This is a genomic window from Algoriphagus aestuariicola (assembly GCF_017254835.1).
Lineage (GTDB): Bacteria > Bacteroidota > Bacteroidia > Cytophagales > Cyclobacteriaceae > Algoriphagus > Algoriphagus aestuariicola.
On sequence record NZ_JAFKCW010000001.1, the window covers coordinates 1,518,922 to 1,535,708 of the forward strand.

Annotated in this window: 17 protein-coding genes; 11 read left to right on the forward strand and 6 right to left on the reverse strand. The window is 48.9% G+C overall.

Annotated elements, in window-relative coordinates; genetic code table 11:
• Positions 1 to 28: 28 nt before the first annotated feature.
• The 5 genes from J0A67_RS06380 to J0A67_RS06400 all read left to right on the forward strand — a co-directional run bounded on the left by J0A67_RS06380 (position 29) and on the right by J0A67_RS06400 (position 6,037).
• Positions 29 to 544, forward strand: a complete 516-nt coding sequence (locus J0A67_RS06380) for a DinB family protein (protein ID WP_206568424.1) — start codon at positions 29 to 31, stop codon at positions 542 to 544.
• A gap of 3 nt (positions 545 to 547) precedes the next feature.
• The gene (locus J0A67_RS06385; RefSeq protein WP_206568425.1) at positions 548 to 1,345 is read left to right on the forward strand and encodes a PhzF family phenazine biosynthesis protein; all 798 of its coding nucleotides are present in this window, start codon (positions 548 to 550) and stop codon (positions 1,343 to 1,345) included.
• Between the two features lie 38 nt (positions 1,346 to 1,383).
• Positions 1,384 to 2,079, forward strand: coding sequence for a potassium channel family protein (locus tag J0A67_RS06390; RefSeq protein ID WP_317195048.1), 696 nt, complete (start codon positions 1,384 to 1,386; stop codon positions 2,077 to 2,079).
• A gap of 80 nt (positions 2,080 to 2,159) precedes the next feature.
• Positions 2,160 to 3,641, forward strand: coding sequence for a S10 family peptidase (locus J0A67_RS06395; protein WP_206568427.1), 1,482 nt, complete (start codon positions 2,160 to 2,162; stop codon positions 3,639 to 3,641).
• A 233-nt stretch (positions 3,642 to 3,874) separates the two neighbouring features.
• On the forward strand, positions 3,875 to 6,037 hold the full coding sequence (locus J0A67_RS06400) for a S9 family peptidase (RefSeq protein ID WP_206568428.1): 2,163 nt from the start codon (positions 3,875 to 3,877) through the stop codon (positions 6,035 to 6,037).
• 88 nt (positions 6,038 to 6,125) lie between these two features.
• On the opposite strand, the gene J0A67_RS06405 is transcribed toward J0A67_RS06400, so the two are convergent.
• Positions 6,126 to 7,004: a glutamate--tRNA ligase family protein gene (locus J0A67_RS06405; protein WP_206568429.1), complete on the reverse strand. Its 879-nt coding sequence runs from the start codon at positions 7,002 to 7,004 to the stop codon at positions 6,126 to 6,128.
• Between the two features lie 116 nt (positions 7,005 to 7,120).
• Between J0A67_RS06405 and J0A67_RS06410 the strand changes: the two genes are divergently transcribed.
• Positions 7,121 to 7,855 (forward strand): hypothetical protein, encoded by a 735-nt coding sequence (locus tag J0A67_RS06410; protein WP_206568430.1) that lies wholly within the window; start codon positions 7,121 to 7,123, stop codon positions 7,853 to 7,855.
• On the opposite strand, the gene J0A67_RS06415 is transcribed toward J0A67_RS06410, so the two are convergent.
• A complete protein-coding gene (locus tag J0A67_RS06415) occupies positions 7,852 to 8,358 on the reverse strand; it encodes a DUF4442 domain-containing protein (RefSeq protein ID WP_206568431.1) in 507 nt (168 codons plus the stop codon). The two genes, J0A67_RS06410 and J0A67_RS06415, sit on opposite strands and share 4 nt — an antisense overlap.
• A 91-nt stretch (positions 8,359 to 8,449) precedes the next feature.
• Between J0A67_RS06415 and J0A67_RS06420 the strand changes: the two genes are divergently transcribed.
• Entirely contained in the window at positions 8,450 to 9,238 is a 789-nt protein-coding gene (locus tag J0A67_RS06420; RefSeq protein WP_206568432.1) for a M48 family metallopeptidase, read from the forward strand.
• Between the two features lie 69 nt (positions 9,239 to 9,307).
• Here the strand turns inward: J0A67_RS06420 and J0A67_RS06425 are convergent, their stop codons facing one another.
• Positions 9,308 to 10,114 (reverse strand): 3'-5' exonuclease, encoded by an 807-nt coding sequence (locus J0A67_RS06425; RefSeq protein WP_206568433.1) that lies wholly within the window; start codon positions 10,112 to 10,114, stop codon positions 9,308 to 9,310.
• Positions 10,104 to 11,471 (reverse strand): UDP-N-acetylmuramate--L-alanine ligase, encoded by a 1,368-nt coding sequence (locus J0A67_RS06430; RefSeq protein WP_206568434.1) that lies wholly within the window; start codon positions 11,469 to 11,471, stop codon positions 10,104 to 10,106. Before J0A67_RS06430 ends, J0A67_RS06425 begins: the two co-directional genes overlap by 11 nt.
• Before the next feature lie 138 nt (positions 11,472 to 11,609).
• Between J0A67_RS06430 and J0A67_RS06435 the strand changes: the two genes are divergently transcribed.
• The 3 genes from J0A67_RS06435 to J0A67_RS06445 all read left to right on the forward strand — a co-directional run bounded on the left by J0A67_RS06435 (position 11,610) and on the right by J0A67_RS06445 (position 15,062).
• Positions 11,610 to 12,305, forward strand: a complete 696-nt coding sequence (locus tag J0A67_RS06435) for a lycopene cyclase domain-containing protein (RefSeq protein WP_206568435.1) — start codon at positions 11,610 to 11,612, stop codon at positions 12,303 to 12,305.
• A gap of 87 nt (positions 12,306 to 12,392) precedes the next feature.
• Positions 12,393 to 13,976 carry a replicative DNA helicase gene (gene dnaB, locus J0A67_RS06440; protein WP_206568436.1) on the forward strand — a complete coding sequence of 528 codons (1,584 nt, stop codon included), beginning with the start codon at positions 12,393 to 12,395 and terminating at the stop codon, positions 13,974 to 13,976.
• Between the two features lie 87 nt (positions 13,977 to 14,063).
• Positions 14,064 to 15,062 (forward strand): zinc-binding dehydrogenase, encoded by a 999-nt coding sequence (locus J0A67_RS06445; RefSeq protein ID WP_206568437.1) that lies wholly within the window; start codon positions 14,064 to 14,066, stop codon positions 15,060 to 15,062.
• Here J0A67_RS06445 and J0A67_RS06450 read toward each other — a convergent pair.
• Positions 15,052 to 15,543 carry a hypothetical protein gene (locus tag J0A67_RS06450; protein WP_206568438.1) on the reverse strand — a complete coding sequence of 164 codons (492 nt, stop codon included), beginning with the start codon at positions 15,541 to 15,543 and terminating at the stop codon, positions 15,052 to 15,054. The genes J0A67_RS06445 and J0A67_RS06450 overlap by 11 nt on opposite strands.
• Positions 15,544 to 15,638: 95 nt before the next feature.
• Complete coding sequence (locus tag J0A67_RS06455; RefSeq protein WP_206568439.1) at positions 15,639 to 15,971, reverse strand: tetratricopeptide repeat protein; 333 nt, start codon at positions 15,969 to 15,971, stop codon at positions 15,639 to 15,641.
• Between the two features lie 71 nt (positions 15,972 to 16,042).
• Between J0A67_RS06455 and J0A67_RS06460 the strand changes: the two genes are divergently transcribed.
• Positions 16,043 to 16,780 carry an electron transfer flavoprotein subunit beta/FixA family protein gene (locus J0A67_RS06460; protein ID WP_206568440.1) on the forward strand — a complete coding sequence of 246 codons (738 nt, stop codon included), beginning with the start codon at positions 16,043 to 16,045 and terminating at the stop codon, positions 16,778 to 16,780.
• The last annotated feature ends 7 nt before the right edge of the window (positions 16,781 to 16,787 follow it).

The window sequence follows — 16,787 nt, forward strand, 5'->3', positions numbered from 1 at the left end:
AATAGCCCTAAACCCAAGCATATTTTATATGAACAGCTTTGCACTGCCCCAAACCGGGACTTATCCTTCTTTTTATCACACCTATATTTCCAAAGTTTCCGAAGAGAACTATTTGGAGCTGATACTTCGCCAGGTCAATGAAATACGTGAACTGTTCCAGTCCAAAGAAAAGGGTTGGGATACCTTGGCCTACGAACTTGGGAAATGGACGCCGAAGGAAATTCTAGGCCATATCATCGACACGGATCGAATTATGACCTTCCGGGCGCTCTGTTTTTCTCGGGGAGACCAAAATTCTCTTCCAGGTTTTGACCAAGATCCCTACGTGGTCAATGCAGGATATGCCAAGGTTCCGACCGAATTGCTTCTTGCCGATTTCGAAGCCGAAAGAAAGGCCTTGACCACCTTGCTTATGACGATGGATGAATCGGTGCTGGACAATGTGGGCAACGCCAACGGAAACCCAATTTCCCCAAGATCCTTGCTTTGGATCATACCAGGCCATTTCATCCATCACATCAATATCCTCAAAGAAAGGTACTGAGCCATGCAGATTCCGATAGCAATTATTGACGCGTTTACCGAAAGGGCTTTTTCCGGAAACCCTGCGGCTGTTTGCCTCCTGTATGACGATCTTTCCGAACAACAAATGCAGGCAATCGCTATGGAGATGAACCTCAGCGAGACAGCATTTGTCAAGGGAACCGGAGAGCAAGGGCTGTTTTCCTTAAGATGGTTTACTCCCACGGTCGAGATTGACCTTTGCGGCCATGCCACCTTGGCTTCGGCTTTTTGGATGATACAGACAGGCTGGGCGGACGGCCTGGAGGTGATCCGTTTCCAAACTCGAAGCGGAGAGTTGCGGGTGAGAAATACGGAAGGAAGGCTCACAATGGATTTTCCCCTGATTCCGACTTTTGTCGATACCCATCCTCGATTCAGCTCGGAGCTGTTTGGCAATAAGATAGTCCATGCTGCCCAGCTGAAGAGAACTTGGATTTTTGAACTGGAAAGCGAAACGGTCGTTCGCGAGTTTATTCCGGATTTTGGGGAAATCGCCGAAAACAGCGAGCTCGGATTCGTGATCACAGCAAAGGGTGACGGAGAATACGATATGGTGAGCCGCTTCTTTGGACCAAACGTGGGTATCAACGAGGATCCAGTTACTGGTTTCGTCCATTGCGCTCTGGTTGATTACTGGAACCAAAAAACGGGTAAGACCCAATTCAAGGCTTTTCAGGCGAGCACTCGTGGTGGGGAACTTCTGCTGGAAAAGCATGACGATAGGGTGCTGATCAGTGGTAGTGCGGTGAAAGTTTTGGTTGGAACCCTGGAATTTTCCTGAATTCTATGCAGTCAAGGCCGGTTTCGAGAACCCAACGCGTGAGAAAAGTTATCAAGCGGATTACGGACTACTGGTTGAATGACGCCAGTTTCGTGGTCTTGCTCGTTGCATTGGTCTTTACCGTTTTTGTACTTCCCATCCTAATAGACTATGAGCACGTCAGTATGCTCTTTGTCAACGTGGTGTTTATGTTCCTCTTTTTTACCGGGATCTGGTCGTCGGACAACAGGTTTTTGGTCATGCTCACCACCCTTCTTTTCTTCGCCCAACTCGTGCTAAGGATCCTTAGGTTTAGTGAGCTTCCGGTCGAATTCTATTTCCTGGAGAGGCTCGTGGGATTGTTTAATATGATCGTATTCATATTTCTGAACATCAGGCTTTTATTTCGAGACTATGAAATCAATCTTTACCGAATCATTGGGGCGATCAACGTCTATCTTCTGGTTGCAATTTTGGGGGCTTTTGCCTTGGAGCTGATTCAGATCGGCATTGGTTCATCTATATCCGGTGTGGGAGGACAGGTCGCCGCCAAAGAACTACGCGGTGTGGATCAGGACTTCTCTGCCTACATCTACTTCAGTCTGGTGTCGCTTACAACGGTAGGATTCGGGGACTATACACCGGTGAACATCATGTCCAAGATGCTGGCGGTAATGCTTTCAACGACCGGGATTCTCTATCCTGCGGTGGTAATCGCCAAATTGATCGGGTCAAGCAACGGAGAAAAGCGGTGAGAATGCCCGCTCCTGTAAAAAGCGCTGTGACTAGTCGGCATTCCTGCTTAATTTTTGAATAAACTTAGAAACCACACCTTATGAAGAAAATCTACCTGAGCATGTTGTTGCTCTTGTGCTACGGATTCGCCTGGTCGCAGACAGAGCGAAAAATAGAAGTTGAAACCAAGGTTGAAACCACCGCAGAGGTCACCATTAAGGGAAAGCGCGTTCCCTATAAAGCTACCGCCGGCACCCAGCCAGTCTGGGATGAGAAGGGAGAGCCAATCGCATCGCTTTTCTACACCTATTACGAAAGGACAGACGTAAGCGACAAGGCCAAGCGCCCATTAGTCATCAGCTTCAACGGTGGTCCGGGATCGGCATCGATCTGGATGCACTTGGCCTATACAGGCCCAGTTATCCTCAATATCGACGATGAGGGCTATCCTGTACAGCCCTATGGCACCAAGTCCAACCCACATTCTATCCTGGACGTGGCAGACATCGTCTATGTGGATCCGGTCAACACAGGCTATTCCCGAATGATCAAAGAAGATACACCCAAGGCGACTTTTTTTGGTATCAATGCCGACATCAAATATTTGGCTGATTGGGTAAACACGTTCGTGACAAGAGCGAATCGCTGGGCCTCTCCAAAATACCTGATCGGGGAGAGCTATGGTACGACGCGGGTCGCTGGCTTAGTTTCCCAGCTGCAAAATGCCCATTGGATGTATTTCAATGGAGTGATCTTGGTATCCCCGACTGATATGGGAATCGAACGCGAGGGCCCAGTGAAAATGGCAAATTATTGGCCTTACTACGCGGCGACGGCTTGGTATCACAAGGCTTTACCAGCCGATCTACAAAGCAAAGATCTCGACGAACTCCTTGGGATCGTGGAGCCTTTTGCAATTAACGAGGTTCTCCCTGCGATGACCAAGGGCGGGATGCTTTCCGATACCGAAAGGGATGCCATTGCCACCAAAATGGCCTACTATTCTGGATTGAGCAAGGAAGCCATATTGCAATATAACCTGATGGTACCGACCAGCTTTTTTTGGAAAGAGCTGCTGAGGGAGCGGGATGGCATGACAGTGGGCCGACTCGACAGCCGCTACAAGGGATTTGACCGCATGGAAGGCGGAGATCGGTATGATTTTGATCCAGCGCTTACTAGCTGGAACCATGCTTTTGCTCCGGCATTCCAAATATATGCGAAGAATACGCTCAAATTCAACACCGATCTGACCTACAACCTCTTTGGTCCCGTCCATCCTTGGGATCGAAGCAACGAAACCACTGGCTATGATTTGGGTACCGCGATGCGTCAAAATCCATATCTCCACCTCATGGTTCAATCGGGATACTATGACGGGGGAACAGACTACTTCAATGCCAAATACAGCACCTGGCACATCGATCCAAACGGGAAGATGAAGGACAGGATCGATTTCAAAGGCTATCGTTCCGGCCATATGATGTACTTACGTGCGGAAGATTTGGCGACATCCAATGAAGACATTCGCCAGTTTATCCAGAAGTCGGCGGTGGCGCCTGACCAACCAGCTAAATACTGATAGAGATTATTCGGTTGTCAAGTGGTTCAGGTGCTCGCGCTTGAACCATTTTTGGTTTGAGTGGTAAATGGTGGAAAACACCTTTGCCAGGTAATCCTGGTTTCACTTCCGTTAGAACTGGATTATACACCTGTATTGGAAGAATTTTCCGGTCCCACACGAAATGTTTTTCCCATCCACCACTTTGGCTTAGATTCAATAGATCATATAGACCATCAACTAGACCTATATTTATGATACACCAAAGAATTTTACTTTTGCCGGTCTTCCTGTTTTGCTTCACTTATGCGGTAGCACAGGAGAAAAAGCCGGTTCAGCTAAGTGATTTGACCAAAATCGTGACGGTCAGTGATCCGGAGATCACGCCCGACGGCCAGGTGATTTTTGTGAAAAGCTACATGGAGGCCGGAAAAGAAGGAGAGTTTGACTATAAAAGCCAAGTCGTAAGACTCAAGCTCTCTGATCCCGCACAGCTGCAGGTGCTCAACAGTCCCAGCTATGACCTCTCGGGGTTTGCTCTTTCACCCGACGGCAAAAGTCTGGCTTTTACAAAAGCTTGGGAAGGCAAGCCTCAAATCTGGATTTTACCGTTGGATGGGGGCGAGGCACAGGTCCTGACTTCCGAGAAAAACGGCGCTTCCTCGCCGGTCTGGTCTCCTGACGGAAAGAAAATACTTTTCTCCTTTTCGACACCGCTGTGGGCCATGGAAGAAGAGCCGGCTTGGCCCAATCCCAGGCCGGGTCGTAGCTATGGGGATGAACCCAACTATGCTGCGATCAAGGAAGGCTTGGCAAAAGAAGAGACTAAGCCCAACATGGATGGAAGCGTAGCTGAGCTTCGCGCTTGGCTGGCGAAAAATGCCTCCAAAAACAATCCCAGAGTCATCGACCGTCTGAATTTTCTAGGAGAGCGTGGTTTGTCTACCGAAATCAGTTTCCGCCATCTTGGAATGGTTGATGTGGCTACAAAAAAAAGCACCCCGCTGACTTCAGGCTACCAGAATTTTGGCAGCGGCTCTTGGTCACCGGATGGGACTTTTATCCTGGCCTCAAGTGTCAAAACGGAAGAACATCCCGACATGACTTTTGAGCTGGACTCGGATATCTATAAAATCACGCTTGCAGATAAGTCTATCTCGGTGTTTCTCACGCTGGATAAACACCGGTTTTCAGAAGCCACTTTTTCCCCTGATGGCAAGTTGGTCATGGTGTCGGGTCAAAATACCGAGGACCGATCCTTCAACCAGAGTTTGATTGGCGTGGTAAACCCTGATGGGAGTGGTCTCAAGTGGTTTACCGAGAAGTTGGACAGAAGAGTCGGAGGGGCGAAGTGGTCTGACGACAGCAAAGCCATCTATTTTGCTGGACCAAACCAAGGCGGCGTGACGCTATACAAAAGCGAGGTCGGCAGTGGGAAGACCACCGAGGTGATTTCTGGACCGGTCGGAGTCAGCGGTTTTGACATTCATGGAGACCAGCTTGTGTACGCTTTGACGAAAGTGGCCGATCCCAGTGAGCTTTATGTGTCTGATTTGAGTGGAAAAGGGGAGAAAATGCTCACCCAGTTCAATACACCCTGGCTCGCTGAGCGCTGGGTATCCGAGCCGGAAGCCCACCAGTTTCAGCAGGATGGCTTCACAATCGACTATTGGGTGATGCCGCCTTTTGGCATGGAGAGTGGGAGCGAATATCCGACCGTTCTGGAGATGCACGGTGGACCTACTGCCATGTGGGGGCCTGGCGAATCCAGCATGTGGCACGAGTTTCAGGTGTTGGCAGGCCGGGGCTATGGAATTGTTTACGCCAATCCGCGTGGTAGCGGAGGCTATGGCAAAGACTTTCAGCGCGGCAACTACCGGGATTGGGGCGATGGTCCCGCAAAAGACGTATTGAAGGCATTGGACAAAGCAGTGGAGGAATACGAATGGATAGATAAAGATCAACTGGTCCTCACTGGAGGATCTTACGCAGGCTATCTGACGGCATGGATCGTCGGCCATGACCATCGCTTCAAGGCTGCGCTTACCCAGAGGGGAGTTTATGATCTGACCTTCTTCATGGGGGAGGGGAATGCCTGGAGACTGGTGCCTAACTACTTTGGCTATCCCTGGGAAGAGGGGGTAAAAGAAATTCTGGACTACAATAGCCCGCAGACCTACGTGCAAAACATCCAAACGCCCTTGATGATTTTCCATGGAGATGTGGATCTCCGAACGGGTGTAAGGCAGTCGGAACTGCTTTACAAAAGCTTAAAGATTCTCGGAAAGCCTGTAGAATACGTGCGCTATCCAGATGAAGGACACGAACTTTCCCGCTCGGGAAATATTCTACGAAGAATGGATAGGATTGGAAGGATTGTCGAATTCTTCGAGCGCTATGTAGAGCATCCGAATTAAGTGTACTCTTCTAATACAAAGAATTAAAAAGGTCCAAGCTTACCGGCTTGGACCTTTTCTTTTTGGGGAAAAAATCTTCCAGCATTTTCTAAATGCTTAATGCGGTTCTGAAACTTGCGAAGTCCGACACTGGTATTTTTGCTCCCATCAACTGACCTAAGAGTTCGAAGACCTCAGGCAGTTTTTTGCCTTCTTTTCTCAAGTATTGGATAGAGGTCGCTCCCTCTGATTTGGAAAGCTTTTCTCGTTGTGGTCCTTTGATCAGTCCATGATGGTGAAAAACGGCCGAAGAAAATTCATTGGCGCCGATTGTTCTCGCGAGATCAAGCTGGGCCACAGTGGAGCTATATAAGTCGCTTCCCCTTACAATTAGATCCACCCCAAAATGGACATCGTCCACGACCGAGGTCAGATGATAGGCAGGAAGCCGGTCTTTTTTTCTCACGATATAGAACGCCGTATCCTTGGGGATCAACTCGCTTGTCTTTTTTTGGGGATACTCAGTAAACTTCACAAAATCGGATTCGTGGGTGTCCACTCTCCAGGCTGTCTCTGGTCTATCCAAAGCGTATTTTCTATCTAGACACTGGCCCAGGTAGTAGCCGGAGGAATCCAGCTGTTGGATTTTTTTTCGGGAGCAGTCGCAAGCGAAGACTTTTCCGCTTGCTCGCAGGGTTTGTAAAGCGGCTTCGTATTTCCCCATCCTGTGGATTTGGGACCATTCAGTTTCGAACTCCGTCAGGCTTTTTGGTCCCAAGTCAATTTTGATTTCCAGAAAATCCAAGCTCTCGAGGATGTCCTCAACGTACTCGGGGCGGTATCTTTCCCTGTCCAAGTCGTCGATTCGCAGCAGGATTTTAGCCCCATGTTTTTCCGCCAAAGCCTTGGTGACTAGAAAGGAAAAGGCATTTCCCAAATGCAGAAATCCGCTAGGGGTAGGAGCGATACGGGTCAGGCTGAATTTCATCCTGCGAAAATAGGGAAAGCAAGCGGTGATTTCATTGCCACTTCACGATAGTGTTTAAGTTACTTTAACGGCTTTGGTTTCCGGTCCATCTGGCAATGAGGTATTTTGCATTCGAAATGAGAGCCCTTGTTTTTCTTTTGATTTTCTTCAGCGTCGTCTTTTGTGCGAATGGCCAATCCAGCTTTTCGGGCAATGTGCTGGATGCTTTTGACAAAAAATACTTAGAGGGCGTCACCGTCGGGATTACTGGAAAGGGCACCACCACCACCAATTCCAGGGGGTACTTTTCCTTGGATGGAGCGGAAGGAGACACACTTCGACTCAGTTTTCCGGGCTTTATTGATCATCAGGTTGTTTTGGGAGAGGATCGTTTCCTCTTACTCCAGATTCAGGACCAAGCTCGTCTGCTTCCGACTTTTCAGGTAGATGCAGAGCCGTATCGATTTCGATTCAAAGACGGCAAACTATACCTGGCTGAAGATGAGCCAGAGCAGTCCCGCCGTTTGAGTAGCGGCGTGAGTGCAGGAATCGCGCAAAATGCTGACCTTACCCCTGGTTTTGCGGTGTATGGGGTTTTGAGTTCTTTGACCAAAAGAAACAGAGAGCTGAGGAAATATGAGGAGAAGCTGGAGTGGGTCAGGCGTCGACAGGGATACCTGGAAGTCATTGATTCGGAAGCTATCCGAAAAGCGCTAATGGACTCCTACAGTATGGATCGGGAGGATTGGGACCAAATGATTGTCCGCTTCAACGAATTTCATCTGGAACACGAGTTTCTGGATTGGCCAAAAGAGCGCGTGGAGGCGAGTTTACAGGAATTTGTCCGCCTTGAATCCTATCTGGGTAATTAGGCTTTGCGCTTGAAAGACCAGGTGACGTAGAATTTTGCCACTGTTTCCCCAGAGGGATTTTTTCCGGTCGAGACTATCGTCAGTTTTCCTGTTTGGCCGGGTTCTAAGCTCTCGATCAAATCAAAGAGTTCTACCCCCTGATTGCAAGAAAACGTAATTTTGGCGTTGGCTTTTTTGAAATATTCAGCCCGAAAGTCTACCACCAACATACTGAAAGCACCCCGGCCTGCCAAGGACAACTGCCCCAGCGCACCAGTACTCAGCTCCGCGGCACCCGCTAGCGCCGCAAAGTAGATAGACCTGAATGGATTTTGGGTCCTCCAAGAATAGGGTATACTTACCTCGCAGCTTTCCGAGTCGAGTTTTTCAATCTTTAGTCTCCAAAAAATCGCCGAGGGAAGTTTGAGAAGCATGGCAAACCAAAAGACCAAGGGCTTGGTCATCTTGCGTTGGTAGGCTTGGGCGGCTTCAGAAAGGCGCGGGGCGGCTAGTTGACTTTCCATTGCGGGAGATTTTACTCGAAAATACTAAAATTAGCCTTGCTCCGGAACCTTGGTATCGTTTTTGAAATTCTGAGCCTAAAAACAATCCACCATGAAAAAGATAATTTCAATTTTTGCGATGGGACTATTGGTCTACTCTTGTGCCAAAGTACCCCTCACCGGCCGGAGCGCACTTGCTGTGGTCTCCAATGAAGAGATCCAGCCGCTAGTCAACGAAGAGTATAAAAAGGCATTATCCGCCGATAAAACGCTGACGGCAACGGCGGACGGCCAAAAGGTTGTCCGGGTAGGCAAGAAAATGGCGGCCGCGGTCGAATCTTTTTTGATCTCTGAAGGATATCAGGACTTGGTCGATGACTTCGCGTGGGAATTTAACCTTTTGGAAAGCGAGCAAGTGAACGCTTGGTGTATGCCTGGCGGGAAAGTGGCTTTCTACACCGGAATCATGCCGATCACCAAAGACGAAACCGGAATTGCCGTGGTCATGGGTCATGAGATTGCCCACGCGGTCGCATCGCATGCCAGAGAGCGAATGTCAAACGCCATGGCTATCAACTTGGGTTTGACGGCTTTTTCAACCGCCTTGGGCCAAAATCCGACAATGATGGAGCAGATTTTACTTCAGTCTGTGGGTATGGGAAGTGAATTGGGGATGCTGAGCTTCTCCAGAAAACACGAGCTGGAAGCCGATGAAATGGGCCTGATCTTCATGGCCATGGCCGGTTATGACCCGCGTCAGGCGCCGGTATTTTGGGAGAGGATGTCCGCTGCAGGAGGAGAGGCTCCACCTGAGTTTTTGTCCACGCACCCCGGGCCCAACAGACGTATTGAGCGCCTCAATGCCAACATGCCCAAAGCGCTGGAGTACTATAAGCAGTAGGCAGTTTCCAGTAGGCAGTAGGCAGAATTCTGTATACTGCCCACTGCCTACTGAAAGCTGTTCACTGGCCTACTTCATACCAAATCCTCTTAGTTTAACCTGGGTAAGCTTACGCTTGGTGTCTAGCGGGAAGTCACCTTTCATCATCCATTCATAATAGCCAGGCTCTTCTTTCAAGGCCTGTTCGATGGTTTTTCCCTTGTGTTTTCCGAAGTTGAAGATTTCCTGACCTTGGGAGTTAAAGACAAATCGGCCAGCCAAATCCACCATTTTTTCATTGACCATTTCGTGGATTTTCCTCATGTCGTTGGTGAAAATACCCACCTTTTTTCCCTGTAGGTCTTCGATTTCCTCTCCCTGATACCGCTCGACTTGGGCTTGGAATACATCCAGCGTAGCCAAGGTGTCGGCCTCCGCACTGTGGGCATTTTCCAGCGTACGGTTGCAGTAGAATTTGTAGGCTGAACTGAGGTTTCTTTTTTCCATCAGGAAAAAGATCTTTTGCGCATCGAGCAGATTTCTGTGGTCCAGATCGAAGTCGATGCCCACACGGAGAAACTCCTCCACCAATAGCGGTATGTCATACTTCAATACATTAAATCCGCCCAAATCGGCAGTCCCTATAAACTGCTGTACCTCGCGCGCGATATCCTTGAAGGCAGGTTCGTTTTTTACATCCTTATCATAGATGCCGTGAATAAGTGACGCTTCCAAGGGTATTGGAATGCCGGGATTGACGCGTTTGGTGTAGATTTCCCTTCCCTCGTCGGGATGGAGTTTTACTATGGAGATTTCTACGATTCTGTCTGTGCCGACATTGGTACCGGTAGCTTCCAGATCAAAAAATGCAATGGGGTTTCTCAGATTAAGCTTCATTAGAGTTGAATTTTGCCTTCAAAGGTTCGAGATCCAGGTTATCATAGTTTCCCGAACTCATTAACAGCAGGTTCGTATTGGCGTAATTTTGTGTTTCAAGATACTCTTTTAACGCGGTACTGTCGGTAAAGAGCATCAAATCGGGTCTTTTAAATCCTTCCCGGAGCGTGGCCTCGTCCATGATTTCCAGCTTTTTCATCGCTACAGCATGAGGATTCAGGTAAATGAGCGCTAGGTCAGCTTCCTCCATGGAATTGGCATAATTGGGAAGAAAATCCTTATTGAGCGACGAGTAGGTGTGAAGTTCCTGAATGGCGATGAGACGACGCTCAGGAAATTGGTTTTTTACCGCGTTGACGGTTGCCTTCAGCTTGGAGGGTGCATGCGCAAAATCCCTAAAGAGGATGCCGTTCCTGCCTTTGACTAATATCTCCTGACGCTTTGCCGCACCCTTAAAGCTGGGGATGGACTGGTAAAACTGCGTATTGGATAGTCCTAAGGCTCTGCATATTTCCAGTGCACCTTGAAGGTTTTGTAGGTTATGGTCGCCAAATATCCCGATTTCCACCGAGCCTGATGGAGTTTTGAGAAAGGTTTTACCGTTTCGGATTTCGGCAGGGTGGGCGCTGTAGGGCGTCTTTTGACCGAGGGTCGAAGTCTGCTCTGCTGCCTTTTTTACCAAAGGATCTGCCACGCAATAGATCAGCTGACCGGTCTCGGGAGTATTGTCCATGAGCTTTGAAAACTGAACTTTGTAATCCTCAAAATCCGGGAAGACATTAAAGTGATCCCAAGCGATCCCACTAACCAACACGATGTCATGCTGGTAGTGGAAAAACTTAGGGGTTCGGTCGATTGGAGAGGTGAGGTATTCGTCGCCTTCAATGATGATCACCGGGGCATCGGACAGTCGCACCATCAGTTCGAAGCCTTCTATCTGAGCGCCTACCAAATAATCAAAATCCACCTTTTGGTCTTTTAGGACATGGAGGATCATGGAGGTGATGGATGTCTTTCCGTGAGAGCCTGCGATTACGATGCGCTTTTTATCCTTGCTCTGGTTGTAGATAAACTCTGGGAAGGAAAAAATCGGAACGCCCAATTCCTGGGCTCGGATCAATTCGGGATTGTCGATTCTGGCATGCATTCCCAGGATGATACCATCCAAGTCTCCCGCGATTTTTTCTGGAAACCATCCATAAGCCGAGGGGAGGATACCCGCTTTTTCTAGGCGAGTACGGGAGGGTTCGTAGATTTCATCATCCGAGCCGCTTACTTGATAGCCTTTTTTGACCAAGGCAAGGGCCAGATTGTGCATGACTGCTCCACCGACGGCGATGAAGTGGTATTTTTTCATAGTTGAAAAGTGGGGTATTTGCTTTACCCGCCAAACTTAAAAATAAAAAGCGGCTGCCCAGGGACTAATCTTTTTTCATTTTGGAGTTTTTTTGAGGGCTTGGCTTTTTGGCTATTTTCGGGCAGAATTTGCCAAAAAATGCTCGAAGACAAGTACGCCTACCTGACCCTTTCCCTGCTATATATGCTAGCCTGGCTAGTAGTGTATGTGAAAAACCCCTGGAAAAAAGGGATGGTCAAAGTGTGTGCGATAGGCGGGCTGATGGGAGTAGTGGCCGAGGTTTGGTATTTCTACGACTACTGGCGGCCGCCGACTTTGTTTGGTGTGGGGATTGTCGGAATAGAGGATTTTATCATTGGTTTTGCCATGTTTGGCGTAGGGGGCTATATACATTCTTCCTTTACCAAAAGGGAAATTGATTTTGATTACCAGACTCCCGCCAAGAACCGGGATTTCTTCTATCTCTGGCTGATAGGATGCCTAAGTTTGACCTTCTTTACCTTCGTGGTCAAGATCCATTCTGGATATACCACCTTCTTGACCTTTCTGGCTTTGTCCATCTACATATGGATACAGCGACCCGATCTGATCGGGATTTCCCTGATCTCGGGAGGAGCCGTGATGCTGATCACGCTTGTGATCTATTACATCACTTTCCAGATCCTCTTTCCGCATTTTTGGGACACCTATGGGATGCTGGACGATACTTACATGGGGGCGACGGTAGTCGGAATCCCGCTCTCAGAGATTCTGTGGCACTCCAGCTGGGGTATGCTCTGCTCCATGTTTAGAGGCTACCGCAATGGTGTTTATTTCAAAGACAGTCCCCGATAGGGGCTTGATTATTGCTGAGGAGTACATGTTGATAAGTTTTGTAAAACTTGTTCAAAACTCTTGCTTTTCAGCCGATACATTTGTTCCATGACCGAAAATCCCAACCAACCCCGAATTATCCGAAAAAAGCCCACTTTTGACAATCCCACGAGTTTTATGGGGAAAATTCCGCCTCAGGCGGTGGAACTGGAGGAGGCGGTGCTGGGGGCATTGATGCTGGAAAAGGATGCGCTGACCAACGTGATCGATATCCTGAAGGTGGAAAGCTTTTACAAGGATTCGCACAAAGTGATTTTCCAGGCTATCCTGGATCTTTTCACTGAAAGCCAGCCCATAGACTTGCTCACGGTCACTACCCAGTTGCGTAAAAGTGGAACCTTGGAGATCGCTGGAGGCGCTTTTTATGTCACCGAATTGACTTCCAAGGTTGCCTCAGCCGCCAATATCGAATACCACGCCAGGATCATCACCGAACAATCCATCAAACGTGAGTTGATCCGTATTTCTGGCGAAATCCAAAAAGACGCCTTTGAAGATACCACTGACGTTTTTGAGCTTCTGGACAAGATGGAGCAGTCGCTGTTTGAGATTTCGGAAAAAAACATCCGGAAAAACTACTCCGACATGCGCTCGATCATGCGGGATGCAATCAAGGAGTTGGAGGAAAAAAAGCACCAAAAAGACGGTCTTACGGGTGTGCCGTCAGGTTTCACGGCGCTGGATCGCGTGACCTCCGGCTGGCAAAAATCCGATTTGGTCATCATTGCGGCACGTCCCGCGATGGGGAAGACGGCTTTTGTACTCTCTACCCTGAGAAACGCCGCGGTCGATCACAACAGGCCAGTGGCAATATTTTCCTTGGAAATGTCCTCCGTGCAGCTGGTCAACCGTCTGATCTCCTCGGAGGCAGAATTGGACTCGGAAAAAATCAAGAAGGGCTCCCTCGCCGACCACGAATGGGCGCAGCTGGTGCACAAGACGGCCAAGTTGTCCAAAGCACCGCTTTTCGTGGATGACACGCCGGCTTTGTCCATCTTGGAGCTTCGTGCTAAATGCCGAAAACTGAAAGCCCAGCACGACATCCAAATGGTAGTAATCGACTACCTTCAGCTGATGTCAGGAGATACCAAAGGCGGAGGGGGAGGAAACCGAGAACAGGAGATTGCGAGTATTTCCCGTGCTCTGAAGAAGATTGCCAAGGAGCTCAGTATCCCGGTTATTGCTCTTTCACAGCTTTCCCGAGCGGTAGAAACACGGGGTGGAGACAAGCGCCCCCAACTGTCCGACTTGAGAGAATCCGGGGCTATTGAGCAGGATGCGGATATGGTAATGTTCCTTTATCGTCCTGAATACTATGGGATCACCCAAGATGAAGACAATAATTCTACAGCTGGAGTAGGAGAAGTAATCATCGCCAAACACCGAAATGGCTCACTGGAGAACGTGAAACTCCGATTTATCGGCAAGTACACCAAGTTTTCAGATTTGGATTCGGGCATCAGCTATGGAGGAAGCCAGTCCCCTGAGGTCGCCTATTCACACAAGTTTACCTCTGGCGCTTCTGGCGTTTCCGCTTTTGACAGTGGGCAAACCATCAAGCTGAGCAGCCGGGCAAACGAGGATGATATCGATGATGTATTCAAAAGCGACAGTGGCCCTGCACCCTTTTGATTAGCTAGAACTTAGACATGGAATCGGGTTTTAAGATTGCTAATGGAATCTTTATCCGTATAAATAAATCCACTTGACTTAGCCGCTATGAGAGGAATTATCCTAAACCGGGAACTCGAACCGAAAATTGAATTAGCCGCTATGCCCGATCCGCAATTGAATGCTGGCGAGGCATTGGTTCGAATCAAAGCAGCCGCGCTCAATCACCGGGATGAGTGGTGTCGCCAGGGACTTTATCCCAACCTTTCGGATGGGATAGTCCTTGGCTCCGATGGTGCCGGCATTGTGGAGAAGGTGGCGGATCCGGCAAATTCCAGTTGGATCGGGAAGGAAGTGATCATCAATCCCGCGATGTTTTGGGGGAGTGACCAGCGTGCGCAATCCAGGGACTTTAAGATTCTGGGTATGCCCAGAAACGGGACTTTGGCAGAATTTATCTCCATACCGGTGGATCGACTCCATGAAAAACCCGCACATCTTTCTTGGGAGGAAGCGGCAGCCTTGCCATTGGCTGGCCTCACCGCTTATCGTGCCTTAGTATATCAGGGACAAGCGACTGCGGGAGATCAAGTGTTGGTGACCGGCATCGGAGGAGGGGTAGCGCAGTTTGCCGCACAATATGCAGTAGCCTTAGGAGCAAAACTTTCAGTCAGCAGCAGCAGTAATGCTAAACTTGAAAAAGGAAGGAGCCTAGGAGCGGAGCAGGTCTACAACTACCTCGATCTTAGCTGGGTCGATCTGGCGGTGGATGCTACTGGGGGATTTGACGTAATCATCGACGGCGCAGCGGGGGATTCGCTCAACCAGCTGATCCACGCCTGTAAACCCGGGGGCAGAATCGTACTTTACGGAGCGACTACGGGATTGCCGGGAAAGCTGGAGGCGAGAAAGGTCTATTGGAACCAACTGAAAATCATGGGTTCAACGATGGGTTCAGATCGCGATTTCCAGGAAATGCTCGGCTTTGTGAAGTCCAAGAACATTCGCCCCGAGATCGATCGAGTTTTTAAATTTGATGAAGCGGCCCAAGCTTTTGACCGGATGAAAGCAGGCGACCAGTTTGGAAAAATCGTCCTTACCCCTTGATCTCCTCATAGGTTTCTGAGAACTCTTTCCTCGCGACGCGATAGATCTCGCTTTTGTCGGTCGGAGCAACCAAAAAATCCCCGGGCTTGACGACAATGGACTCTTTCCATGGCGCCTGAAACTCCATAATGTCAGTGGCCCCAAATTTCCCCAAGTCTTTTTCCGAGACGTTGTAGGCATAGATTTCCCCGACTGGTCGGTAGCAGCCCCAACCATCGCCCAGAGAGTGGAGCAGGATGTATTTTTTCTGGAACGTTTCCGCTTTGATCAAATAGCTTTCCTTGGCGGAAGTCTGGTTTTCCACCAGCCAATCACCCTTTTGGGCCGTGTTTTTCGTTTCTACTCCATCGCTGGTGAGGGTGACGACATGCAGGCCGGCCTCGGCTTTTTTGGCGCGGATGAGGCTTTTTTTTCTGAAACGTTTTCCCCGCGCTTCCATCAGGGGCAAAAAGTGGGCAAGCATCTCTGTCTGGGTGATCATGGGCAGAATGTTGGTTTTGGTTTTGAGAATTTCAATTTAGGAAAATGACGGTCAATTCAACAAAGGGCAGTCCAAATTCACCATTTTGGTATTCTTCAATCCAGGTCGTTCTCGAACAGAAAGTTTTGGTAAGCGTTTTTGAGTTCCTTTTGGGCTTTTTGTTCATTCTGTTCGATAGCCAGATCGATCCCTATTTCGAATGTTTCTTTCGCTTTCTCCAATTGACCCAGCTCGGCATAGAAATGGGCGGATGGGAAGTAGACCGGGAGATAGTCGGAGTGTTTTTCGAGGAGAAAATCGAACAGCTTTTGTGCCTCCTGGACATCCTTTTCCCGAAGCTCCAGAGCCAAAGCGTAATAGTTGAAGGGGTTTTCTGGCTCTTCGTCTATAAAGTCCCTCAGTATGCGAAGTCTGTCCAAATAGCCCATGAATAGTTTTTTTAATTAGCTGTAGCCTGTTATTTTCACGCGAAATAAATCTAAAATCTAACTCTAAACCAATGAAGATTCTTGTTTGTATCACACACGTCCCGGATACTACTTCCAAGATTCAGTTCACTGCCGACAATACCAAGTTTGATACTACAGGAGTCCAGTTTATTATCGGTCCGTACGACGATTATGCATTGGCTCGTGCCGTGGAGCTCAGAGATCAAACCGGGGGCACGCTGACCGCGCTCAATGTGGGCGAAGCCGAGACTGAGCCAACCCTGAGAAAGTCCCTCGCCATCGGCGCAGATGATGCAATCCGGATAAATTCATTTCCTAAAGACTCTTTTTTTGTAGCAAAACAGATTGCCCATTACGCTAAGGAAGGCGGGTACGACCTGATCTTGATGGGAAGAGAGTCAATTGACTTCAACGGCGGCATGGTACACGGAATGGTAGGCGAGTTGTTGGGAATGCCATCCTTTTCGCCGGTCATGAAGCTGGAAGTAGAAGGCTCGACCGTAAAGATGGCCCGGGAGATCGAAGGTGGCAAAGAATATTTGGAAGCCCAATTGCCATTGATCGCAGGATGCCAGGAGCCGATTGCCGAATGGAAAATCCCCAATATGAGGGGAATCATGTCCGCCCGTACCAAGCCATTGAAAGTGGTAGAGCCGGTCAGTCAGGAAACCCAAGCAGAAGCTACCCGATTCCAACTACCACCTGCCAAAGGCGCAGTGAAACTCGTGGATAAAGACAATGTATCCGAGCTGGTGAAATTGCTGAAAAACGAGGCTAAAGTACTTTAATTAATTT